At 69.7% G+C, this 22495-nt stretch carries 18 protein-coding genes; 13 read left to right on the top strand and 5 right to left on the bottom strand.

What is annotated here, in order from left to right:
- Positions 1-35: 35 nt before the first annotated feature.
- Positions 36-1406 carry a lectin gene (locus ACFY1J_RS27075; protein ID WP_390732124.1) on the bottom strand — a complete coding sequence of 457 codons (1371 nt, stop codon included), beginning with the start codon at positions 1404-1406 and terminating at the stop codon, positions 36-38.
- A 218-nt stretch (positions 1407-1624) separates the two neighbouring features.
- Here ACFY1J_RS27075 and ACFY1J_RS27070 point away from each other — a divergent pair, with 218 nt between their 5' ends.
- Positions 1625-2155: an MOSC domain-containing protein gene (locus ACFY1J_RS27070; protein ID WP_390709691.1), complete on the top strand. Its 531-nt coding sequence runs from the start codon at positions 1625-1627 to the stop codon at positions 2153-2155.
- Between the two features lie 44 nt (positions 2156-2199).
- Here the strand turns inward: ACFY1J_RS27070 and ACFY1J_RS27065 are convergent, their stop codons facing one another.
- The gene (locus ACFY1J_RS27065; protein WP_390732123.1) at positions 2200-2547 is read right to left on the bottom strand and encodes a DUF1330 domain-containing protein; all 348 of its coding nucleotides are present in this window, start codon (positions 2545-2547) and stop codon (positions 2200-2202) included.
- 117 nt (positions 2548-2664) lie between these two features.
- Positions 2665-3432, bottom strand: coding sequence for a class I SAM-dependent methyltransferase (locus tag ACFY1J_RS27060; protein ID WP_390732169.1), 768 nt, complete (start codon positions 3430-3432; stop codon positions 2665-2667).
- A 215-nt stretch (positions 3433-3647) separates the two neighbouring features.
- Here ACFY1J_RS27060 and ACFY1J_RS27055 point away from each other — a divergent pair, with 215 nt between their 5' ends.
- From ACFY1J_RS27055 to ACFY1J_RS27035, 5 genes are all read left to right on the top strand, one after another.
- On the top strand, positions 3648-4733 hold the full coding sequence (locus tag ACFY1J_RS27055; protein WP_390709555.1) for an S-(hydroxymethyl)mycothiol dehydrogenase: 1086 nt from the start codon (positions 3648-3650) through the stop codon (positions 4731-4733).
- Positions 4733-5365, top strand: coding sequence for an MBL fold metallo-hydrolase (locus ACFY1J_RS27050; RefSeq protein WP_390709554.1), 633 nt, complete (start codon positions 4733-4735; stop codon positions 5363-5365). The genes ACFY1J_RS27055 and ACFY1J_RS27050 overlap by 1 nt, the downstream gene beginning before the upstream one ends.
- Positions 5366-5559: 194 nt before the next feature.
- A complete protein-coding gene (locus ACFY1J_RS27045) occupies positions 5560-5922 on the top strand; it encodes a bifunctional 3-phenylpropionate/cinnamic acid dioxygenase ferredoxin subunit (protein WP_390709553.1) in 363 nt (120 codons plus the stop codon).
- Positions 5919-7082 (top strand): NAD(P)/FAD-dependent oxidoreductase, encoded by a 1164-nt coding sequence (locus ACFY1J_RS27040; RefSeq protein WP_390732122.1) that lies wholly within the window; start codon positions 5919-5921, stop codon positions 7080-7082. The genes ACFY1J_RS27045 and ACFY1J_RS27040 overlap by 4 nt, the downstream gene beginning before the upstream one ends.
- A 90-nt stretch (positions 7083-7172) precedes the next feature.
- Positions 7173-8306 (top strand): aromatic ring-hydroxylating dioxygenase subunit alpha, encoded by a 1134-nt coding sequence (locus ACFY1J_RS27035; protein WP_390709551.1) that lies wholly within the window; start codon positions 7173-7175, stop codon positions 8304-8306.
- A 62-nt stretch (positions 8307-8368) separates the two neighbouring features.
- Here the strand turns inward: ACFY1J_RS27035 and ACFY1J_RS27030 are convergent, their stop codons facing one another.
- Positions 8369-9166: an IclR family transcriptional regulator gene (locus tag ACFY1J_RS27030; protein WP_390709550.1), complete on the bottom strand. Its 798-nt coding sequence runs from the start codon at positions 9164-9166 to the stop codon at positions 8369-8371.
- 155 nt (positions 9167-9321) lie between these two features.
- On the opposite strand from ACFY1J_RS27030, the gene betA reads away from it, so the two are divergent.
- On the top strand, positions 9322-10992 hold the full coding sequence (gene betA / locus ACFY1J_RS27025; protein ID WP_390709549.1) for a choline dehydrogenase: 1671 nt from the start codon (positions 9322-9324) through the stop codon (positions 10990-10992).
- A gap of 3 nt (positions 10993-10995) precedes the next feature.
- Positions 10996-11829, top strand: a complete 834-nt coding sequence (locus ACFY1J_RS27020; RefSeq protein ID WP_390732121.1) for a 5,10-methylenetetrahydrofolate reductase — start codon at positions 10996-10998, stop codon at positions 11827-11829.
- A 79-nt stretch (positions 11830-11908) separates the two neighbouring features.
- Here ACFY1J_RS27020 and purU read toward each other — a convergent pair whose 3' ends face one another.
- Positions 11909-12781, bottom strand: coding sequence for a formyltetrahydrofolate deformylase (purU, locus tag ACFY1J_RS27015; RefSeq protein ID WP_390732120.1), 873 nt, complete (start codon positions 12779-12781; stop codon positions 11909-11911).
- Between the two features lie 208 nt (positions 12782-12989).
- Here purU and ACFY1J_RS27010 point away from each other — a divergent pair, with 208 nt between their 5' ends.
- The 5 genes from ACFY1J_RS27010 (at position 12990) to ACFY1J_RS26990 (ending at position 22439) form a co-directional block, all read left to right on the top strand.
- Positions 12990-14459: an aldehyde dehydrogenase family protein gene (locus ACFY1J_RS27010; RefSeq protein ID WP_390732119.1), complete on the top strand. Its 1470-nt coding sequence runs from the start codon at positions 12990-12992 to the stop codon at positions 14457-14459.
- Positions 14460-14479: 20 nt separating this feature from the next.
- Positions 14480-15571 carry a glycine betaine/L-proline ABC transporter ATP-binding protein gene (locus ACFY1J_RS27005; RefSeq protein WP_390732118.1) on the top strand — a complete coding sequence of 364 codons (1092 nt, stop codon included), beginning with the start codon at positions 14480-14482 and terminating at the stop codon, positions 15569-15571.
- The gene (locus ACFY1J_RS27000; RefSeq protein ID WP_390732117.1) at positions 15571-17547 is read left to right on the top strand and encodes an ABC transporter permease; all 1977 of its coding nucleotides are present in this window, start codon (positions 15571-15573) and stop codon (positions 17545-17547) included. Before ACFY1J_RS27005 ends, ACFY1J_RS27000 begins: the two co-directional genes overlap by 1 nt.
- Before the next feature lie 13 nt (positions 17548-17560).
- Entirely contained in the window at positions 17561-18529 is a 969-nt protein-coding gene (locus ACFY1J_RS26995; RefSeq protein WP_390709544.1) for an ABC transporter substrate-binding protein, read from the top strand.
- Between the two features lie 1471 nt (positions 18530-20000).
- Complete coding sequence (locus tag ACFY1J_RS26990; protein WP_390709543.1) at positions 20001-22439, top strand: FAD-dependent oxidoreductase; 2439 nt, start codon at positions 20001-20003, stop codon at positions 22437-22439.
- Positions 22440-22495 lie beyond the last annotated feature (56 nt).

Genomic DNA, 22495 nt, shown 5'->3' with positions numbered 1-22495 from the left:
AGCCTGAAGGGATGGCCGGTGGGGGAGTCGGAGGATCAGCCGGTGTAGGCGGCGAAGACCCGTGTGTAGTCCCAGGCGGACTGGCCCACCCCGGAGCAGCTGTCGGCGGGGCCGCCGGTGCAGGGGCGGTCGCGGTTGGCGGACCAGAAGGTGAGCCGCGCCAGGTGGTGCTGCTGGGCGTAGGCGAGGATGGTCCGGAAGTCGTTGACCGTGACCGTCTCGTTCTGGTCGGTGATGCCGTTCATCGACGAGATGCCCATGTCCCGGTAGGCCTGGTCGTCGCTGTAGCGGTACGCGTTCTTCAGCGCGTTCTTGAGGCCCTCGGCCGCCTGCGTGGTGAGGTTGCCCATGTTCTGGCCGGCCCCGCCGAAGTCGAACGGCATGATGGCCCAGGCGTCGACGGTCAGACCGGCGGACGCGGCGCGGTTGATCAGGCTGGTGTCGGGCCCGCTCTGCCCGGTGCCGATCGTGATGTACACCTTCAGGCCGGGGTTGTTGGCCTTCACGGTCTTGAGCGCGTCCACGGTGCGCTGCTGCACCGTCGGGTTGCTGTACGCGTCGGCCTCCAGGTCGATGTCGATCGCCTTGAGACCGTAGGCGTTGACGACCTTCTGGTAGGCGGCGGCGAGTTCGCCCGCGCTGGAGCAGGAGCTCTCCAGCTTGTTGCCGCTGTAGCCGCCGAAGGACGGGATGACGTCACCGCCGTTCGCCCGCACGGTGTTGACGGTCTGCTGGTCGACCCCGCCGGTCAGCGGGCGGCTGCCGTCCCACTGGGGGTTGCAGTAGCCGTTGCTGAGGACGAAGGCGAGCGTGAACCACTTCACGCCGGTGGCGTTGGTGATGGTGGTGGGGCTCGGCGGGCTGCCCCAGCCGTTGTAGAGGTACGGCGCCACGGCCATCGGCGCGGACGGATCGGTCCCTCCCGCGGCGGGCGCTGTCCACTTCTGGTTGGCGGCGCCCGTACAGCTCCATATCTGGGCCCGCGCACCGTTGGCCGAGGAGTTGTCGGTGACGTCCAGGCACTTGTCCGCCTGCGGGTTGACGATGTCGTGCGCCGCGGTGACCGTCCACTTCTGGTTCGGGCCGCCGGTGCAGGTCCACAGCTGGGCCTTGGCGCCGTTCGCGGTGGAATTGCCGGTGACGTCGAGGCACTTGCCGAGGGCGCGGATGGTTCCGTCGGTGCCGACGGTCCACTGCTGGGCGGCGGTGCCGTTGCAGTCGTAGAGCTGGACGGCCGTGCCGTCGGCGGAGTTGGCCCCGGCGACGTCGAGGCACTTGCCCGCGAGACCGGTGATCGTGCCGGTGGCGGCCTGTGCCGGGGAGGCGGTGAGGAGGCCGGTGGAGAGGGTGAGCGCGGCTACGGCTAGGGATGCGGAGACAGCGGGGAGGGGAAGAGGTCTGGCCATGGCGGGGGACGGCCTTTCGTGGGGGTGGAGGCGCCAGCGCATTCATCCTGTGAACGCAAGGCGCACTCGTGAGGCGGGGCTGACCGGTGAACCTAAAGGTCTGGACCACTTTCGTCAAGAGATGAAGTAAGAATTGAAAGAAGGGAGTTGGCTGCAGCAGCTGGTTAGGATCCCGAAGGTCTGTGCTTCGAAGAGGGGGTCCGGAGTTGAACGGAATCGTGGCAGCGGTCAGCAGCAACGGTCAGTACTCGTTCACGAAGCCGAACCGCGCGAGCATCACCTTGCTCGCCGGGCTCGGTGTGGAGGGAGATGTGCACGCCGGGGTGACCGTCAAGCACCGCTCGCGCGTCGCGGTCGATCCCACGCAGCCGAATCTGCGCCAGGTCCACCTCATTCACGAGGAACTCTTCGACGAGGTGGGTGAGGCGGGCTTCGAGGTGGCGCCCGGTCAGCTGGGCGAGAACGTCACCACCCGTGGCATCGACCTGCTGAGCCTGCCGGTGGGCACGCTGCTGTGCATCGGCGAGGAGGCAGTGATCGAGGTGACCGGCCTGCGCAACCCGTGCGTACAGATCGACAACTTCCGCCAGGGGCTGCTGAAACGGGTCGTCGGCCGCGACGACGCCGGCAACGTCGTACGCAAGGCCGGAATCATGAGCATCGTGAAGCGGGGCGGCGTGGTGCGCCCGGGCGACACGATCGAGGCAAAGCTGCCGGCCGAACCGCATCGGCCACTCGACCGCGTCTGACCCACGGGGGCGGGGGCCGGACCGGCCCCCGGATGATCGGTCGGCTACTCGGCGGTCATCGCCTCGCGCATCGCCTTGGCGGTGGTTGTCGGGTCGTAGTTCTCCGGGACGCCCGGGACGAGGATGATGTCGCCCTCGATGTGGCGTGAGCGCAGCGGTGCGATCTCCTGGTACGCGGGTGAGTCCCACCACGCCTGCGCCTCGGCCATGTCGGGGAAGGCGATCACCACCACGTGCCCGGGCCAGCTGCCCTCCTTCACCTCGTGCTGTGCGGCGTGCACGAGGAAGCGGCCGCCGTACGGCTCGAAGGTCGCGGGGATCCGCTCGATGTACTCGGCGATCTCCGGGTGCGGGGTGGCTTCCTGGAGGTGGGCTATCGCGTAGGCGGGCATGGTGTCCTTCCGGTCGGTCGGTCGGGCTCCGTACACCGAAGATCGTGTCATGGCGTGGCCGCGTGGGCGATTACCCGGCAGGTAACCGCCGTCGTCCCGGATCGACAGCGAGAGCGGTCATCGGATCGACCAACAGTCCGCGGCCGTGCGGGGTTGCGCGTCGCGGCGGAACAGTGCCGTCCAGAGGAAGGGCTCGCCGAAGCGGGGGGAGTCGGAGGGTTCGTCGCGCATGCGGCGCAGTTCGACGGCCGTCAGGTCGGAGAAGATCCAGCGCAGGGACTCCGGTGTGTAGGCGAGGCCGCCCTGGAGGCTGGAGCGGTGGTACAGCTCGGTGTCGGACAGTTCTGACCCCATGGCACCGGCCGCGAAGCAGGTGAGGGCGAACAGGCCGCCGGGTGCGAGGAGCCGGTCCAGGAGGGCGAGATAGCTGATGCGGCGGTGCGGCGGCAGGTGGTGGAAGCAGCCGGAGTCGTAGATCAGGTCGTACGGGCCGTCGAGCGCGGCCCCCGTCGAGGCGAAGGCGTCGCCGCAATGGAAGTGGACGTCGGCACCCGTCTCGTGGGCACGGTCACGGGCCCAGGCGATGGCCGCCGGGGAGAGGTCGACCGCGTCCACCGCGAAGCCCAGCGAGGCGAGATGCAGCGCGTTACGGCCCGGGCCGCACCCCAGGTCCAGGGCGCGACCTGGTCTGATCAGGCCGCGGTCCAGGTACGAGACCAGGTTCTCGTCCGGTTTCGTCGCGAAGAACGGCACCGGCTTGCTCCGGTCCGCGTAGAAGTCGTCCCACCAGGAGGCCGCCCGGGCGGTCCAGCGGTCGGCCCCCGACGCGAACAGGCCGTCCAGGAGCCTGAGTACGTCCTCCACGGTGCGGATGTCCCGGTCCATTCGATCCCGGTCCATTCGATCCCCGTCCATTCGATCCCCTTCCTGATACCGGGATCGTAGGCACGGGGCGTTCCGGGCCTTGCCCGGGCGTCCGTTTGCGAGAGGCGCATCCCGATCCTTGACCGGGGCACGGTGCTCCACGATGCTGTGTTGCGACACGTGAGATGTGTGCCGTAATGAGCAACATCCCGACCCGTACCAGCCGAGGAGTGGACATGACCCACCAGGTTCGTGCCGTTGTCGCGCGGGGCAAGGGCGCCCCTGTCAGCCTGGAGACGATCGTCGTGCCCGACCCCGGTCCCGGGGAGGCGCTGGTCAAGGTCGAGGCCTGCGGCGTCTGCCACACCGATCTGCACTACCGCGAGGGCGGCATCAACGACGACTTCCCCTTTCTTCTGGGGCACGAGGCGGCCGGCGTGGTGGAGTCCGTGGGCGAAGGGGTCACTGAGGTGGCGCCCGGGGACTTCGTGATCCTGAACTGGCGAGCGGTGTGCGGCCAGTGCCGGGCCTGTCTGCGCGGCCGGCCCTGGTACTGCTTCAACACGCACAACGCCGAGCAGAAGATGACGCTGACCGACGGCACGGAGCTCTCGCCCGCCCTGGGCATCGGGGCCTTCGCCGAGAAGACGCTGGTCGCGGCCGGGCAGTGCACCAAGGTGGACCGGGCGGCGTCCGCTGCCGTCGCCGGGCTCCTGGGGTGCGGGGTGATGGCGGGCATCGGCGCCGCGATCAACACCGGCAACGTCGGACGCGGTGACAGCGTGGCCGTCATCGGATGCGGCGGCGTCGGGGACGCCGCCATCGCCGGAGCGCGGCTCGCCGGGGCGGCGAGGATCATCGCCGTGGACCTCGACGACCGCAAGCTGGAGACCGCCAGGAAGCTGGGCGCGACCCACACGGTCAACTCCAAGGAGACCGATCCGGTCGAGGCGGTCCGTGAGCTGACCGGCGGCTTCGGCGCGGACGTGGTGATCGAGGCGGTGGGGCGGCCGGAGACGTACCGTCAGGCCTTCTACGCCCGCGATCTGGCCGGCACGGTCGTGCTCGTCGGCGTGCCCACCCCGGAGATGAAGCTGGAACTGCCGCTGCTGGACGTCTTCGGCCGGGGCGGGTCGCTGAAGTCGTCCTGGTACGGCGACTGCCTGCCCTCCCGCGACTTCCCGATGCTCATCGACCTCCATCTGCAGGGCCGCCTCGACCTCGACGCGTTCGTGACGGAGACCATCGCCCTGGACGAGGTCGAGAAGGCCTTCGAGCGCATGCACCACGGTGACGTCCTGCGCTCGGTGGTGGTCTTCTGATGGCCGCCGCGCGCATCGAACGCCTCGTCACCTCGGGGACGTTCGCCCTGGACGGCGGTACCTGGGACGTCGACAACAACGTGTGGATCGTGGGCGACGACAGCGAGGCGGTCGTCATCGACGCCGCCCATGACGCGGACGCCGTCGTCCAGGCACTCGGCGGACGCGCCCTGCGCGCGATCCTGTGCACCCACGCCCACAACGACCACATCGACGCCGCACCCGAGCTGGCCGCCCGCACCGGCGCACCGATCCTGCTGCACGCCGACGATCTGCCGCTGTGGAAGCAGACCCACCCCGAGCGGGCGCCGGACGGTGAACTGACCGACGGGCAGACCGTCACGGTCGCGGGGACGCTGCTGACCGTGCTGCACACCCCCGGTCACGCCCCGGGAGCCGTCTGTCTGTACGCGCCCGATCTCATGGCGCTCTTCAGCGGCGACACGCTCTTCGCGGGCGGACCGGGGGCGACGGGGCGGTCGTACAGCGACTTCCCCACCATCATCGACTCGATCAGGGGGCGCCTGCTCGCGCTGCCGCACGAGACCGTCGTCCATACGGGCCATGGGGACACCACGACCATCGGCGCCGAGGCGCCGCACCTCCAGGAGTGGGTCGACCGCGGCTTCTGACCGCCGTCGCACCCCCTGTGCGGCGCCCGTTCCGCCTGCTCGGCCTTGTTGTCCGGGGTGCTTCGGCATGCCCGGAAACAGGCCCTCGCAACCGCCTCGAACCGGCCCCTGGACACCTTGACAAGGGTTCAGCACGGCCCGCAGACTGGCGTTGCGCTAATCGCAATCCGTTTCGCTATACGCACCGAGGTGTCATGATGATTCCCGCGTGCCGACTCGCGGATCTGCCGCGAGGCGAGGCCCACCGGCTCGACATCGACCCGCCGGTCTCGGTGTTCCACACCGATGACGGCGAGCTCTTCGCCATCGACGACACCTGCACCCACCAGGACGCCTCGCTCGCCGACGGCTGGCTGGAGGGCTGCGAGGTGGAATGCCCGCTGCACGCCTCGAAGTTCGACCTGAGGACCGGTGCCGTCGACGCCCCGCCGGCCAAGCTCCCGGTCCGCACCCACGAGGTCGTCGTCGAGGACGGCATGATCTATGTGCGGGTGTCCACGGAGGCTCCCAACCTGCCGCCCTGTATCGCCTCCCGCCTGGCCGGAGGCCCCGCGTGAGGACCGTCGCCGTGGTGGGCGCCTCGCTGGCCGGTCTGTCGGCCGCGCGCTCGCTGCGGAAGCGGGGGTACGACGGACGGCTCGTCCTCATCGGCGACGAGCCGCACCGCCCGTACGACAGGCCGCCCCTGTCCAAGGAGTTCCTGACCGGCGCCATCGGCGAAGCGGATCTGGCGCTGGAGCGGGACGACGAGGACCTGGCGGCGGAGTGGGTGCTCGGCACCCGCGCCACCGGCCTCGACCGCACCGAGCGGGCGATCCGGCTCGCCGACGGAAGGCAGATCCGGGCGGACGGCGTGGTCCTCGCGACCGGCGCCGCCGCGCGTACGCTCCCCGGTTCCGAGGGCCTCGCGGGCGTGCACGTCCTGCGCACCCTGGACGACGCCCGCGCCCTGCGCGACGAACTGGCCCGGGGCGGGCGCCTGGTGGTGATCGGCGGCGGCTTCATCGGCGCCGAGGTCGCCTCCACCGCGTACGCGCTCGGACTCGACGTGACGGTCGTCGAGGCGGCGCCGACACCGCTGGCCGGGCCGCTCGGCGAGGTCATGGGCGGCATCGTCTCCGCCCTCCACGCCGACCACGGCGTACGGCTGCTGTGCGGTGTCGGGGTCAAGGGCCTGAGCGGAGAACGGCGCGTCGACGCCGTACTGCTGGAGGACGGCCGCAGCGTGCCCGCCGACACGGTCGTCGTCGGGGTGGGGGCGCGCCCCTGTGTCGAATGGCTGGCGGGATCCGGTGTCGAGCTCGACAACGGAGTGAAGTGCGGCGCCGACGGCCGCACCAGCCTGGCCGGTGTGGTCGCCGTGGGCGACTGCGCCAACTGGTACGACCCGTACACCGGCACCCACCGTCGCGTCGAGCACTGGACCGGCGCGCTGGAACGCCCCGATGCCGCCGTGGCCACGCTGCTCGCGTACGGCGCGACGGAACCGGGCGTGCCCCGGCCGCCGTACTTCTGGTCCGACCAGTACGGCGTGAAGATCCAGTTCGTCGGCCACGCCGCCGGGGCCGACAGCGTCACGGTCGAGGACGGCGCCACCGACGACCGCAGTTTCCTGGCCGTCTACCGGCGCGCCGGCCGGCCGGTCGCCGCACTCGGGATGAACCAGCCCCGGCTGTTCACCCGCTGGCGCAAGCAGCTCAGTGCCGCCGCGCCCTGACCACACCCGACGCCCGATACCCAACGCCGTCCGAAGTCGCTCTTCCCGGCGGGTGAATGACCGATCCACGACGTTCCCGAGGAGTGCAGCGTGACCTCGACAAACCTGCCGGACAGCCTGATCGCCACCCTCCCCGGCTCTTCCTACACCGATCCGGGCATCTTCGCCCAGGAGCAGGAGCGCATCTTCGAGACGATGTGGTTCTGCGTCGCCCGAGCCTCAGATCTGCCGAAGCCCGGCGCCTTCCGCACCGTCGACGTGGGCCGCGAGAGCATCCTCGTCACCCGGGCGCGCGACCACTCGATCCGCGCCTACTTCAATGTGTGCCGGCACCGCGGAGCCAAGCTCTGCACCGAGGAGACCGGCGAGGTCAGGCGCGCCTTCCAGTGCCCGTACCACGCCTGGACCTACGACCTCGACGGCAAGCTCGTCGCGGCGCCCAACCTCACCAAGATGCCCGACGTCGGCCGCACCGAGTACGGCCTGGTGGGCGTGGCGGTGCGCGAATGGCTCGGCTACGTCTGGGTCTGTCTGGCGGAGAACCCGCCCTCCTTCGAGGAGGACGTCCTCGGCGAGGTCATCACCCGCCTCGGGGACGTGGAGTCGATCGAGCACTACGACATCGACAACCTCGCGGTGGGCAAGCGGATCGTCTACGACGTCAAGGCGAACTGGAAGCTCATCATCGAGAACTTCATGGAGTGCTACCACTGCGCCACGATCCACCCCGAACTGACCGAGGTGCTCCCGGAGTTCGCCGACGGCTACGCCGCCCAGTACTACGTGGGCCACGGCGCCGAGTTCGGCGAGGAGGTCCAGGGCTTCACGGTCGACGGCTCCGAGGGCCTTGACCGCATCCCCGGCGTGTCCTCGGACCAGGACCGCCGCTACTACGCGATCACCGTCAAGCCGCAGGTCTTCATCAACCTCGTGCCCGACCATGTGATCTTCCACCGTATGTACCCGGTGGCCGTCGACCGCACGATCGTCGAGTGCGACTGGCTCTATCTGCCCGGGGTGGTGGAGAGCGGCAAGGACGTCAGCCGCTCGGTGGAGCTCTTCGACCGGGTCAACCGCCAGGACTTCGACGCCTGCGAGCGCACCCAGCCCGGCATGAGTTCACGGCTGTACGCCAAGGGCGGTGTCCTCGTGCCCAGCGAGCACCACATCGGCGCCTTCCACGACTGGGTGCACGAGCGCCTCGGCACGCACCGGCCAAACTGACGCAAGGGCGTGGGCCCGCGGCCTGCGCTCCGGCCCCCAGGTCCGGAGCAGGTGCGGGCCGCTCAGCCCAGGTAGCCCATTCGGTGGCTGATCTCCTCCGCGCCCTTGAGGAGCACCGGGGCGAGCTCGTGCATGCGCTGCTCGGTGAACCGGTACGCGGGCCCGGAGGCGCTGATCGCGGCGATCACCTCGCCGTCCCGGTCACGCACCGGTGCGGCCATGGCGTGCAGTCCGATCTCCAGTTCCTCCAGCGTGGCGGCGTAGCCCCGCTCCCGGGCCTCGGCGAGGTTCTTCTCCAGCTTCGTCCTGGCCGTCAGGGTGTGGGGGGTCATCTTCTTCAGGCCGGACTCCGACAGCAGCGCGGCGCGCTCCTGGGCCGGCAGATGGGCGAGCAGGATCTTGCCGCTGGACGTGGCGTGCAGCGGGGTCAGCTCGCCGACCCAGTTGTGCGCGGCGACGGCGGCCGGGCCGCGTACCTGGTAGAGGTTGATCGCGTAGTGCTCCTGCATCACGGCGATGTTCACCGTCTCGCCGATCTCCTCGGCGAGCCGCTCGCAGACGGGGCGGCCCTGCTGCGTGATGTCGAGGCGCCCCGTGACGGCACCGGCCAGGCGTACGATGCCGAAGCCGAGCCGGTACTTGCCGCGCTCGCCCGCCTGCTCCACCAGCCCGCGCGCCTCCAGGGCGCCGAGCAGCCGGAACGCGGTGGACTTGTGAACATCGATCTCGGCGGCCACTTCACTGACGCCCGCCTCGCCGCGCTGGGCCAGGATCTCCAGGACGCTGATGGCACGATCGACGGACTGCACCCCGCCGGCCGGCGCACCGTTTGTTTCGGTATCTGGACTGTAGTTGCTCATAGCGAAACTATACGCGCAGTAAACAACAGTCTTGCAAGTAACCGTGCGGAAACGCGGAGCCTGCAAGTTGCGTTGTTCGCAACCTGGTGCGTATAGCGACACCCGTATTAGCATGCCTCGCGTATTGACAGCGCGAGCGAGCGAGACGAGGCACCATGGCTCCCCTGCACTACGACTTCGTCATCGTCGGTGGTGGATCAGCCGGCAGCGCACTGGCCAACCGGCTCTCGGCCGACCCGGCGAACCGGGTGCTGGTCCTGGAGGCGGGGCGGCCGGACTACCCCTGGGACGTGTTCATCCACATGCCCGCGGCGCTGACCTATCCCATCGGCAGCCGTTTCTACGACTGGAAGTACGAGTCCGAGCCCGAACCCCACATGGGCGGCCGGCGTGTGTATCACGCCCGAGGCAAGGTGCTGGGCGGCTCCAGCAGCATCAACGGCATGATCTTCCAGCGCGGCAACCCCATGGACTACGAGCGCTGGGCCGCCGATCCCGGAATGGAGACCTGGGACTACGCCCACTGTCTTCCGTACTTCCGGCGCATGGAGAACTGTCTCGCGGCCGACCCCGACGACGAGTTCCGCGGCCACGACGGCCCTCTGGTCCTGGAGCGCGGCCCCGCCACCAGCCCCCTCTTCGGCGCGTTCCTCAAGGCCACGGAGGAGGCGGGCTACGCGCCCACGGACGACGTCAACGGCTATCGACAGGAAGGTTTTGCGAAGTTCGACCGGAATGTCCACCGCGGACGGCGTCTCTCGGCGTCCAAGGCGTACCTCAAGCCGGTCCGCAAGCGGCCCAACCTCACCGTCAAGACCCGCGCCTTCGTCAACCGGGTCCTCTTCGAGGGCAAGCGCGCCGTCGGCGTCGAGTACCGGCGTGGACGCGGCGGGCCGCAGCAGGTGCGGGCCCGTGAGGTCATCCTGTGCGGCGGCGCCATCAACTCCCCGCAGCTGCTCCAGCTCTCCGGCGTCGGCAACGCCGCCGAACTGTCCGCCCTCGGCATCGACGTCGTGCACGACCTGCCGGGCGTCGGCGAGAACCTGCAGGACCACCTGGAGGTGTACGTCCAGTACGGCTGCAAGAAGCCCGTCTCCATGCAGCCGTACATGGCGAAGTGGCGCGCCCCCTTCATCGGGCTCCAGTGGCTGTTCCGCAAGGGCCCGGCGGCCACCAACCACTTCGAGGCCGGCGGCTTCGCCCGCAGCAACGAGGACGTCGACTACCCCAACCTCATGTTCCACTTCCTGCCCGTCGCGGTCCGCTACGACGGCTCCTCGCCGGCCGGCGGCCATGGCTATCAGGTGCACGTCGGGCCCATGTACTCCGACGCCATCGGTTCCGTGAAGATCAAGAGCAAGGACCCGCGCGAGCACCCGGCGCTGCGCTTCAACTACCTCTCCACCGAGCAGGACCGCCGGGAGTGGGTCGAGGCGATCCGTGTGGCCCGCCGGATCCTCGACCAGCCCGCGCTCGCCCCGTACAACGACGGCGAGGTCTCGCCCGGTCCCTCCGTCGAGACGGACGAGGAGATCCTCGCCTGGGTCGCCAAGGAGGGCGAGACCGCCCTGCACCCCTCGTGCACCTGCAAGATGGGCACCGACGAGATGTCCGTGGTCGACCCGCTGAGCATGCGGGTGCACGGCCTCGACGGGCTGCGTGTCGTCGACGCCTCGGTCATGCCCTACGTCACCAACGGCAACATCTACGCGCCGGTGATGATGATCGCGGAGAAGGCGGCCGACCTGATCCTCGGCAAGGAGCCGGCGGCGCCCTCCAAGGCCGCCTACTACCGCCACCGCGACGCCCAGAAGCAGGCCGGGTAGGCCTTGGGCGCCAAGGCCCTGCGGACGCTGCTGGACCGCGTCCGCTACGAGGTGCTGCCGGCGAAGGCGACGGAGGAGAAGGTCCTCGCCCATGTCCCGCGCGACGTCGTCGTCACCGTCACGGCGTCGCCGGTCAAGGGCCTGGAGCCGACGCTCGGCCTCACCGAGCGGCTCACGGCGCACGGCTACCGGGTCGTCCCGCACGTGCCCGCGCGGCTGTTGCGGGACGACACGCACCTCAAGGACACGGTCGAGCGGCTGCTCGCGGCGGGTGTCGACGACGTCTTCGTCCCCGCGGGCGACGCCGACCCGCCTGCCGGGCCGTACGACGGGGCGCTGCCTGCGCTGCGCAGACTGAGCGAACTGGGCAGCCCCTTCGCACGGCTGGGGATCACCGGATATCCGGAGAGCCATCCGCTCATCCACGACGACATCACCATCCAGGCGATGTGGGACAAGCGCGCGCACGCCACGTACATCGTCAGCAATCTGTGCTTCGATCCGCGCGCGCTGGGTGACTGGATCGCCCGGATACGGCGCCGTGACGTCACGCTGCCCCTGTATGTGGGCGTCGCCGGGCCCGTGCAGCGCGCGAAGCTGCTGTCCATGGCGACGAAGATCGGGGTGGGGGAGTCCACACGCTTCCTGACCAGACACGCGCCGTGGTTCGTGCGGTTCGCGGCGCCCGGGGGTTATGCGCCCGAGCGACTCCTGGAGCGCAGCGCGGACGCGCTGGCCGCGCCCTCGGCGGACGTGGCGGGCCTTCACGTCTTCACGTTCAACCAGGTCGCGGAGACGGAGAGGTGGCGCCGGGCCCTGCTCGACCGGCTCGGCTGAGCGCCGGCACCTGTATACGGACGCCCCGGCGGGGCTGGAATCCGGTGATTCCAGCCCCGCCCGGTGTGCGCGCCGCCGCTCAGCGGAAGACCACCGTGCGGTTCCCGTCGACCATCACGCGGCTCTCCGTGTGCCACTTCACCGCGTGGGCCAGGACCTGTGCCTCCACGTCGCGGCCGACCGTGACCAGGTCGTCCGGGTCGAGGGAGTGGTCCACCCGGACCACGTCCTGCTCGATGATCTGGCCCTCGTCCAGCTCCGGCGTCACATAGTGCGCGGTCGCGCCGACCAGCTTCACCCCTCGCTCGTACGCCTGCTGGTAGGGCTTGGCGCCCTTGAAGCTCGGCAGGAAGGAGTGGTGGATGTTGATGGCGCGGCCCTCCAGCTCCTTGCACAGGTCGTCGGAGAGGACCTGCATGTAGCGGGCCAGCACCACGAGGTCGACGTTCAGCTCCCGCATCAACTCCAGCAGACGTGCCTCCGCCTCGGGCTTGGTCTCCCGGGTCACCGGGATGTGGTGGAAGGGGATGCCGTAGGTCTCTGCCAGGGACTCGAAGTCACGGTGGTTGGAGACGATCGCCGGGATCTCGATGTTGAGGGCGCCGGTGCGGCAGCGGAAGAGCAGGTCGTTCAGGCAGTGTCCGAACCGGGACACCATGATGAGCGTCCGCGTCGGCGTCGCGGCGTCCCGGAGGGTCCAGGAGATCCCGTAGGCCTCGGCGACGGGCCCGAATCGGTAACGCAACTGTTCCAGGCGGGTGTCCGGATCGGACACGTTGAAGTGGACCCTCATGAAGAAGCGGCCCTGGATCCGGTCGTCGAACTGCTGGCTCTCCAGGATGTTTCCCGAGTTCCTGACGAGGTAGCCGCTCACTGCGTGGACCAGTCCGGCCCGGTCGGGACAGGAGAGGGTGAGGACGTACTCACGGCCGGATTGCGGTCTAGGGGACATACGCAGGCCTCCGCTGATGCGTAATACACAACTGGGTGAGCGATACGCAACATAGTTCAGCCTGGGACTGTCGGCGGTCAAGAGAGGGACATTCGGCCCTTGTGAAAACGTCGGGACCCCTTGACGTATCTCTGTGCGTCGGTCAGGGTTCCCCCACAAGCAATTCGATGCACGATGCGCAACGAATTTCGGTCGAAGGGCTCCGCTCGTGGCAGACCTGTATGTGGACGGAGAATGGCGCGAAGCGGTGGCCGGAGGCCACCGGGAGATCCGCTGTCCGGCGGACGGCACGCTGGTGGCGACGGTGTCCGAAGCGACCCGCGCCGACACCGGGGCCGCGATCGCCGCGGCCCGCCGGGCCTTCGACGAGGGCCCCTGGCCGCACACCCCCGAACGTGAGCGCGGCGCACTGCTGTTGCGCACCGCCGACCTCATCGAGCGGGACGCCAAGGAGTTCGCCCGCGCCGAGTCGCTCGACACCGGCAAGCGTCTGGTGGAGAGCGAGTACGACATCGCCGATGTCGTCTCCTGCTTCCGCTACTACGGCGGCATAGCCGGCACCAGCGCCGGCCGGGTGGTCGACACCGGCCGCGACGACGCCCTCAGCCGGGTCACCTACGAGCCCGTCGGCGTCTGCGGACTGATCACCCCGTGGAACTACCCGCTGCTGCAGGCCTCCTGGAAGGTCGCCCCCGCCCTCCTCGCGGGCAACACGATCGTGCTCAAGCCCAGCGAGCTGACGCCCTCCACCTCGATCCTGCTGATGCGGGCCCTGCACGAGGCCGGACTCCCGGCCGGCGCCGCCAATCTGGTGCTGGGCGCCGGAGCCGAGGCGGGCGCGCCGCTGGCCGAGGACCGGGCCGTGGACATGGTGTCGTTCACCGGAGGCCTCCACACCGGACGGCACATCATGGCCACCGCCGCCGCGACGGTGAAGAAGGTCGCGCTGGAGCTCGGCGGCAAGAACCCGAACGTCGTCTTCGCCGACGCGGACTTCGAGACCGCCGTGGACTTCGCGCTCACCGCGGTCTTCCTGCACTCCGGGCAGGTCTGCTCGGCCGGCGCCCGGCTGATCGTCGAGGACTGCCTGCACGACGCCTTCGTCGACGAACTCGTACGCCGCGCCCGGCAGATCCGCCTCGGCGGGCCCTTCGACGCCGAGGCCGAGACGGGTGCGCTGATCTCCGCACAGCACCGGGACAAGGTCGAGGCGTATGTCGCGGCGGGCATCGCCGAGGGCGCCGTACTGCGCTGCGGCGGCGAGCGCCCCGACGACCCCGCGCTGGCGAACGGCTTCTACTACCCGCCCACCGTCCTCGACGAGTGCCGGCAGGACATGAGCGTGGTGCACGAGGAGTCCTTCGGTCCCGTGCTCACCGTCGAGCGGTTCTCCGACGAGGACGACGCCGTCCGGATCGCCAACGACACGGAGTACGGACTCGCCGGAGCCGTCTGGACGCAGGACGCGGGCAAGGCCCAGCGGGTCGCGCGCCGGCTGCGCCACGGCACGGTGTGGATCAACGACTACCACCCCTACGTGCCGCAGGCGGAATGGGGTGGGTTCGGGCACTCGGGCGTGGGCCGGGAGCTGGGACCGACCGGTCTGGACGAATACCGAGAGCCCAAGCACGTCTGGCAGAACATCCAACCCCGGCCGCAGCACTGGTTCCGCGGCTGAACGCCGAAGAGAGGTCGATCGTGACCCCAGCACAGACCGAGGTGTCGCAGCGGCGCGACACGTCCCAGGATCCCGAGGACCGCACCCCGGTCATCTCCGTGCGCCGGCTGTGGAAGGTGTTCGGGCCGAAGGCCGACCAGGTGCCGGACTCCGAGGAACTGTGCGGCCTCACCCGCCGCGAGCTCATGGACCGCACCGGATGCACCGCCGCCGTGCGCGATGTGAACTTCGAGGTGTCGCCCGGTGAGGTCTTCGTCGTCATGGGTCTGTCCGGCTCCGGCAAGTCCACCCTGGTGCGCTGCCTGACCCGGCTGATCGAACCCACCGCGGGCGAGATCGTCTTCGAGGGCGAGGACATCCGCGGCGCCGATCCCAGGCGGCTGCGCGAACTGCGGCGCAACAAGTTCTCCATGGTCTTCCAGCACTTCGGTCTGCTGCCCCACCGCAGGGTCGTCGACAACGTGGCCTTCGGCCTGGAGATCCGCGGGATGGGCAGGGCGGAGCGCACCAAGCGGGCCATGGAGGTCGTCGAACTGGTCGGCCTGGCCGGATACGAGAACTCCTATCCCGACCAGCTCTCCGGCGGTATGCAGCAGCGCGTCGGCCTCGCCCGCGCCCTCGCCGGCGACCCGGACGTCCTCTTCTTCGACGAGCCGTTCTCCGCGCTCGACCCGCTGATCCGCCGCGACATGCAGAACGAGGTCATCCGGCTGCACCACGAGGTCGGCAAGACCATGGTGTTCATCACCCACGACCTCTCCGAGGCCCTCAAGCTCGGCGACCGCATCCTCATCATGCGCGACGGCAAGATGGTCCAGTGCGGCACCGGCGACGAACTCGTCGGGGCCCCCGCCGACGACTACGTACGGGACTTCGTCCAGGACGTGCCACGGGGCGACGTCCTCACCCTGCGCTGGATCATGCGCCCCGCCGAACCCGACGACGCCCTCGACGGACCCGAACTGGGCCCGGACGTCGTGGTGCGCGAGGCCACCCGCGCGGTGCTGGCCGCCGAGAAGCCGGTCAAGGTCGTCGAGAACGGCAAACTGCTCGGCATCGTCGGCGACGAGGAGATCCTCGCCGTCGTCGCCGGACAGCAGGGCGGTGTGTGATGGCCGTCGCCGCCGACGCGACCGCGCCGGTCGCGCCCCTGCGCAGGAAGGTCAGCCGGCCCATGGTGCTGGCGGCGATCCTGATCGTCTGGCTGGTGCTGTTCGCCGCGCTGCGCGGCCGGCAGACACTGACCCTCGCCGCCGCCGACCTCACGGGTCTGCACCGCTGGCTGAACGACGTCAACGACACGATCGGCGCCAACCGCGACTCCAACCCGCTCTTCCTCTACTTCTTCAATGAGATCCGCCTGGTCATCGACAACCTGGTGACCTTCATCCAGTCGCTGATCTCCCAGCCCACCGACGGCCGTCCGGTCCCCCAGATCGGCTGGCTCGGCGTCGTTGGACTCACCGGCTACGTCTCCTGGGCCGTGGGCAACTGGCGGGTCGCCCTGCTGGCCGTGGCCGGCTTCACCTTCCTCGGGTTGCAGGGCCTGTGGCAGGAGAGCATGGACACACTGTCGCTGACCCTGTCGGCGGTCTTCGTGGCCCTGCTCATCGGCATCCCGCTCGGTGTGTGGGCGGGCCTCTCCGACCGGTTCAACCGGATCATGACGCCCTTCCTGGACTTCATGCAGACGATGCCGACCTTCGTCTACCTCGCCCCGCTGACCCTGTTCTTCCTCATCGGCGGCGCCTCCGCCACCATCACCACGGTGATCTACGCGGCACCGCCCGCCATCCGCATCACCGCGCACGCCATCCGCTCCGTACCGGAGACCACCGCGGAGGCCGCCGACTCGCTGGGCACCACGCGCTCGCAGCAACTGGTCAAGGTCCTGCTGCCGTTGTCCAAGCGCACCGTGGTCATGGGCATCAACCAGACCATCATGGCCGCCCTGGCCATGGTGACCATCGCCGCGCTGATCGACGCTCCCGGACTCGGCAAGACCGTCGTGCAGGCACTGCAGTCGCTCGATGTCGGTACGGCCTTCAACGCCGGTCTCGCCATCGTCGTCATGGCCATCGTCCTGGACCGGGTCACCACGGCGGCGGCCGCACGCGACGAGGCGGCCCGGCGCTCGGGCGACCGCTTCCTGAAGTGGCGCCGGCCGCTGCTGGCGGCGGGCGGAGTCGCGGCGGCCGTCCTGGTCTATCTCTCGCACACCTACATCTGGGCGGCCGAGTTCCCCGGCGAGGGCAGCATCGGAAGCAACATCGCGAGCGCGGCCGACACGGCCACCACCTGGATGCAGGACCATCTGTCGGGCATCACCAACGCCTTCCGGGACGCCATCACCAACGGTCTGCTCAACCCGTTCCAGACCCTGCTCACCGACTCCCCGTGGTGGCTGGTCGCGGCGGCCCTGGTCGGGCTCGGCGTGGTGCTCGGCGGCTGGCGCGCCGGGGTGACCGCGGCCGTGTGCGTGGGCCTGCTGGTCGGCACGGGCCTGTGGTCGGACAGCATGACGACGCTGGCCTCGACCGTCGTGGCGACCGTACTGGTGATGCTGCTCGGCGTCGCCTTCGGCGTATGGATGGGCCGCAGCGCGCTGGTCGACCGGGTCATCCGGCCCACGCTGGACGCGGCGCAGGTCATGCCGCCGTTCGTCTATCTCGTGCCGTTCCTCGCGCTCTTCGGCGCCACCCGCTTCACCGCCATCGTCGCGGCCGTCGTCTACGCGGCGCCCGTCGCGATCAAGATCATCGCCGACGGGGTGCGGAACGTACCGGAGACCACCGTGGAGGCGGCCTCCTCCGCCGGGTGCAACACCTGGCAGATCATCACCAAGGTCCAACTGCCGATGGCACGCAGCGCCCTGACTCTCGCGACCAACCAGGGTCTGATCTACGTGCTGTCGATGGTTGTTGTGGGCGGCCTGGTAGGGGCCGGCGCCCTCGGCTACGACGTCGTGGCCGGATTCTCGCAGGGAGAGCTGTACGGGAAGGGATTGGCGGCGGGACTCGCCATCGTACTGCTCGGAGTCATGTTCGACCGGATCACTCAGGCTGCGGCGCGACGCACCAGGGCATAAGGAGCAGGACACCATGGCAAGACACTGGCGAGCCGGCGCGGCCGGCCTGGCCGTCCTCGGCCTCACCCTCACGGCCTGCGGAGGGGCGAAGGTCGGCGACAGTTCGTCCGCGGGCGGATCGAAGAGCTCGGGCGGCAAGTGCGGCACGTTCAATCTCGCGGTCAACCCGTGGGTGGGCTACGAGGCGGACGCGGCGGTCGTCGCGTACGTCGCGCAGCACGACCTCGGCTGTACGGTCAACAAGAAGGACCTGAAGGAAGAGATCGCCTGGCAGGGCTTCGGGACCGGGGAGGTGGACGCCGTCCTGGAGAACTGGGGCCACGACGATCTGAAGAAGAAGTACATCACCCAGCAGAAGACCGCAGTGGACGCCGGGCAGACCGGCAACAAGGGCATCATCGGCTGGTACGTGCCGCCGTGGCTGGCCAAGGCCCACCCGGACATCACCGACTACAAGAACCTCAACAAGTACGCGTCCAAGTTCAAGACGTCCGAGTCGGGCGGCAAGGGCCAGTTGCTCGACGGCGACCCGTCGTACGTCACCAACGACGCGGCACTCGTGAAGAACCTGAAGCTGGACTACAAGGTGGTGTACGCGGGCAGCGAGACCGCGCTCATCCAGGCCTTCCGCACGGCCGAGAAGAACAAGCAGTGGGTGATCGGCTACTTCTACGAGCCGCAGTGGTTCCTGTCCGAGGTCCCGCTGGTGAAGGTCAACCTGCCCGCGTACAAGACGGGCTGCGACGCGGATGCGGCCAAGGTCGCGTGCGACTATCCCGTCTACAACCTGGACAAGATCGTCAGCACGAAGTTCGCCAAGTCCGGCAGTCCGGCGTACGACCTGGTGAAGAAGTTCAACTGGACGAACGACGACCAGAACACGGTGGCCAAGTACATCGCGGTGGACAAGCTGTCCGACGAGGCGGCAGCGAAGAAGTGGGTGGAGGCGAACCGCGACAAGGTGGATGCCTGGCTGAAGTAGAGCCGGTTGCCTCCGGCGGGTGGATGTAGGGGCAGGGGGCGGCGCGGTTCTTCCGCCCCCGCCGCCCCTACCCGTCCCATCCCCAGGGGCTCCACCCCTCACCCCCGGCGGGGACTGCGTCCCTTGCACCCCTGCCGGGGCTTCGCCTGCGTGCCCTGCTGCGGTTCGGCCTGCGGCCGCTGGCGGGGGCTGGGTCGCCTGTACCTCTCGCGGGGTCCCGCCGGCGGCTCCCGGTGGGGATGGTGTCCCGTGCGTTCTTCGTGGTTGGCCTCCGTACATCTGCTGGGGTTCGGCCTGCGGTCCTGGCGGGGTTGGGGCCCCTACCCTTGGTGGGGCTCGGCTCGCGGTTCGCGGCGGGGGCTGTGCCCGCTACACCCCTGACGGTGCGTCGCCTGCGTGCCTTGCCGGGGTTTGGCTTGTGGTCCCTGGTGGGGCTGGGGTGCCTGTATCCCTGGAGGGGTTTTGCCCACGTGCCCTGCCGGGTCTCCGCCCGCGGATTCCGGCGGGGGCTGCGTCCCCTACATCCGGCGCGGGGTTCGCCCCCCGTGCCCGGCCGGGGCTTGGCCCGAGGTTCCCGGCGGGGGCTGCGTCCCCTGCACCCTTGCCGGGGCTTCGCCTGCGACTCCCGGCGGGGCTGGCGTCTCGTGCGCTCTTTCGTGCGGGGCCTCCGTACCCTGCTGGGGTTCGGCCTGCGGTCCCTGGCGGGGCTGGGTCCCCCACCCTTGGCGGGGTTTCGCCTCCGTGCCCTGCCGGGGCTTGGCCCGAGGTTTCGGCGGGGCTGTGTCCCCTGGACACGTCGCGGGGCATTGCCTCCGTGCCCTGGTGGGGCTCGGCTTGCGGTCCCTGGCGGGGGCCGCGTCGACTTTGTTCGTGGACGAGCTTCGCCTGCGTGCTTTGCCGGGCTTCTGCCGACGGGGGTGTCCCGTGTGCTTTTCGCGGGGCTTGGCCCTCGCGCCTTGTCGGGGTTCGGCCGACGGCGCCTGGCGGGCGCTGTGTTCCCTGTACCGCCGACGGGGGTGCGCCATGTGCTCTTCGCGGGCTTGGCCACATGCGTCCGCTGCAGCACCCTTCCAGAGGGGCTGCGTTCCCCTGTAACACCCTTCGCGGGGCGTGCCCCGCGACCCTGTCATGCCCCGCTTGTCAGACCCGGGACGCGCTGATTCCTTCAGCCTGTCCGGCGTTTGAGGACGAGGCCGTTCGGGCCGAAGCGGGGGGCTGGGGGCGGCAGCCCCCAGGGATGGGACGGGTAGGGGCGGCGGGGGCGAAGACCTTCCCGAAGCCCGGCACGCTGCAGTGACCGCCCGCCGGGCCCCGTCGCGTCCGGCCTCGCTCCCGCCCCCGTTTCCGGGCTGTTCACCGACGTACTGCACCCCCTTGACACCCCTCCTCGGAGCCAGGCACATTGAGTTGCGCAACCTGAATCACGTTGCGCAGACAGCAACTGGACTGCATCAAGTTCGGAGGTTGGGCGATGGCGGGACCCCGAGTGGTCATCATCGGAGCGGGCGTCGTGGGAGCGGCCCTCGCCGACGAGATCTCCGCACGAGGCTGGACCGAAGTGACCGTGGTCGACCAGGGCCCCCTTCCGGCAACCGGGGGTTCCACCTCGCATGCCCCGGGCCTGGTCTTCCAGACGAACCCCTCCAAGACCATGACGGAGCTGGCTCGCTACACCGTCGAGAAGTTCTGCTCCCTCGACGTCGACGGCAAGCCCTGCTTCCTGCAGGTCGGCGGCCTGGAGGTGGCGACCACCCCAGCGCGCCTCGCCGAACTGCACCGCCGCCACGGCTGGATCACCGCCTGGGGCATCGAGGCCCGCCTGCTCACCCCCGAGGAGTGCGTGGAGCAGCACCCGCTCGTCAACCGCGACCGGGTCCTCGGCGGCCTCCTCGTCCCCACCGACGGCCTCGCCAAGGCCGTCCTCGCCGTAGAGGCCCAGATCCGCCGGGCCACCGAACGCGGCGTCCGCTTCCTGGCCCGCCACGAGGTCCTCGACGTACGGCAGAGCGAAGGCCGCGTCACCGGCGTCATGACCGACCAGGGCGAGATCCCCGCCGACATCGTCGTGTGCTGCGCCGGCATCTGGGGTCCGAAGATCGCCCGCATGGTCGGGATGAACCTCCCGCTCACCCCGCTCGCCCACCAACTCGCCTGGACCGGCCCGGTTCCGGCCCTCGCCGGCCAGACCGAGGAGGCGGTGCGCCCGATCCTGCGCCACCAGGACGCCGACCTCTACTACCGCGACCGCTTCGACGGCATCGGCATCGGCTACTACGGCCACCGCCCCATGCCCGTCTCCGCCGACGACATCCTCTCCGTGGACGAGGCCGACCAGATGCCCTCGGTCCTGAAGTTCACCGAGGAGGACTTCGAGGAAGCCTGGACCGAGACCCAGTCCCTCCTGCCCTCGACCAAGGAGGCCAAGGTGGAGGAGGGCATCAACGGCCTGTTCTCCTTCACCACCGACGGCTACCCGCTCCTCGGCGAGTCACCGGAGGTCAAGGGCTTCTGGGTCGCGGAGGCCGTCTGGGTCACCCACTCCGCCGGCGTCGGACGTGCCGTCGCCGAATGGCTGGTCGACGGCTACTGCTCGTCCTTCGACCTGCACGAGTGCGACGTCAACCGCTTCGAGCCGCACCAGCTCTCCCCGGAGTACGTACTGGCCCGCGACTGCCAGAACTTCGTCGAGGTCTACGACATCCTGCACCCGCTCCAGCCCTCCGGAAAGCCGCGCCCCATCCGCACCAGCCCCTTCCACGCCCGCCAGCAGGAACACGGCGCGTTCTTCCTGGAGGCGAACGGCTGGGAGCGCCCGCAGTGGTACGAGGCCAACGCGGGCCTGGTCGAAGGCCGCTCCATCCCCACCCCCAACGACTGGGCCGCACAGTACTGGTCGCCCATCGTCGGTGCGGAGGCCCAGGCCACCCGTGAGACCGTGGCGATGTACGACATGACGGCCCTCAAGCGCCTCGAAGTCGCCGGCCCCGGTGCCGCCGCCTTCCTGGAGCGGCTGGCCACCGGCAAGGTCGACAAGTCCGTCGGTTCCGTGACGTACACCCTGCTCCTGGACCACGACGGCGGCATCCGCAGCGACATCACCGTCGCCCGCCTCGCCCGCGACCTCTTCCAGGTCGGCGCCAACGGCAACCTCGACCTCGACTGGTTCACCCGCCATCTCCCCGCCGACGGATCCGTCGCCGTCCGCGACATCACCCCCGGCACCTGCTGCATCGGCCTGTGGGGACCACTCGCCCGCAAGGTCCTGCAGCCGCTCGCCGACTCCGACTTCTCCAACGACGGCCTGAAGTACTTCCGCGCCAAGCGCGCCCACATCGGCAGCGTCCCCGTCACCGCGATGCGGCTGTCGTACGTCGGTGAGCTCGGCTGGGAGCTGTACACCACCGCCGACCTGGGCCAGAAGCTCTGGGACACCCTCTGGGCCGCGGCCGAGCCGCTCGGCGGCGTCATCGCGGGCCGCGGCGCCTTCAACAGCCTCCGCCTGGAGAAGGGTTACCGCTCCTTCGGCACCGACATGACCTACGAGCACGACCCCTACGAGGCCGGTGTCGGCTTCGCCGTCAAGGCCGACAAGGACGACTTCATCGGCAAGGCCGCACTCGAACGCCGCAAGGCCGACGTCCGTCGCAGGCTGACCTGCCTCACCATCGACGACCCCCGATCCGTCGTCATGGGCAAGGAGCCGGTGTACGACGGCGACCGCGCCGTCGGCTACGTCACCAGCGCCGCCTACGGCTACACGATCGGCAAGGGCATCGCCTACGCCTGGCTCCCGGCCGAACTCACCACACCCGGCACCACCGTGCACATCGGCTACTTCGACCGGCGCATCGAGGCGGTCGTCGCCGAGGAACCCCTGTTCGACCCGACCATGTCCCGTCTGCGCGGCTAGGGGGTGTCGTTTGGATCGTCCCGGCGTCGCGGGGGCTGGCACGCACTTCCCCAAGC

The sequence above is a fragment of the Streptomyces sp. NPDC001406 genome, assembly GCF_042895285.1.
GTDB lineage: Bacteria > Actinomycetota > Actinomycetes > Streptomycetales > Streptomycetaceae > Streptomyces.
The sequence above is the reverse complement of the archived record's forward strand: the minus strand, read 5'-3'. Positions and strand labels throughout refer to the sequence as shown.

Coding starts and splice junctions, on each gene's coding strand:
- ACFY1J_RS27075 (WP_390732124.1), bottom strand. CDS start 1,406: ATGGCCAGACCTCTTCCCCTCCCCGCTGTCTCCGCATCCCTAGCCGTA.
- ACFY1J_RS27065 (WP_390732123.1), bottom strand. CDS start 2,547: ATGCCCGCCTACGCGATAGCCCACCTCCAGGAAGCCACCCCGCACCCG.
- ACFY1J_RS27060 (WP_390732169.1), bottom strand. CDS start 3,432: ATGGACCGGGACATCCGCACCGTGGAGGACGTACTCAGGCTCCTGGAC.
- ACFY1J_RS27055 (WP_390709555.1), top strand. CDS start 3,648: ATGACCCACCAGGTTCGTGCCGTTGTCGCGCGGGGCAAGGGCGCCCCT.
- ACFY1J_RS27050 (WP_390709554.1), top strand. CDS start 4,733: ATGGCCGCCGCGCGCATCGAACGCCTCGTCACCTCGGGGACGTTCGCC.
- ACFY1J_RS27045 (WP_390709553.1), top strand. CDS start 5,560: ATGATGATTCCCGCGTGCCGACTCGCGGATCTGCCGCGAGGCGAGGCC.
- ACFY1J_RS27030 (WP_390709550.1), bottom strand. CDS start 9,166: ATGAGCAACTACAGTCCAGATACCGAAACAAACGGTGCGCCGGCCGGC.
- betA (WP_390709549.1), top strand. CDS start 9,322: ATGGCTCCCCTGCACTACGACTTCGTCATCGTCGGTGGTGGATCAGCC.
- purU (WP_390732120.1), bottom strand. CDS start 12,781: ATGTCCCCTAGACCGCAATCCGGCCGTGAGTACGTCCTCACCCTCTCC.
- ACFY1J_RS27000 (WP_390732117.1), top strand. CDS start 15,571: ATGGCCGTCGCCGCCGACGCGACCGCGCCGGTCGCGCCCCTGCGCAGG.
- ACFY1J_RS26995 (WP_390709544.1), top strand. CDS start 17,561: ATGGCAAGACACTGGCGAGCCGGCGCGGCCGGCCTGGCCGTCCTCGGC.
- ACFY1J_RS26990 (WP_390709543.1), top strand. CDS start 20,001: ATGGCGGGACCCCGAGTGGTCATCATCGGAGCGGGCGTCGTGGGAGCG.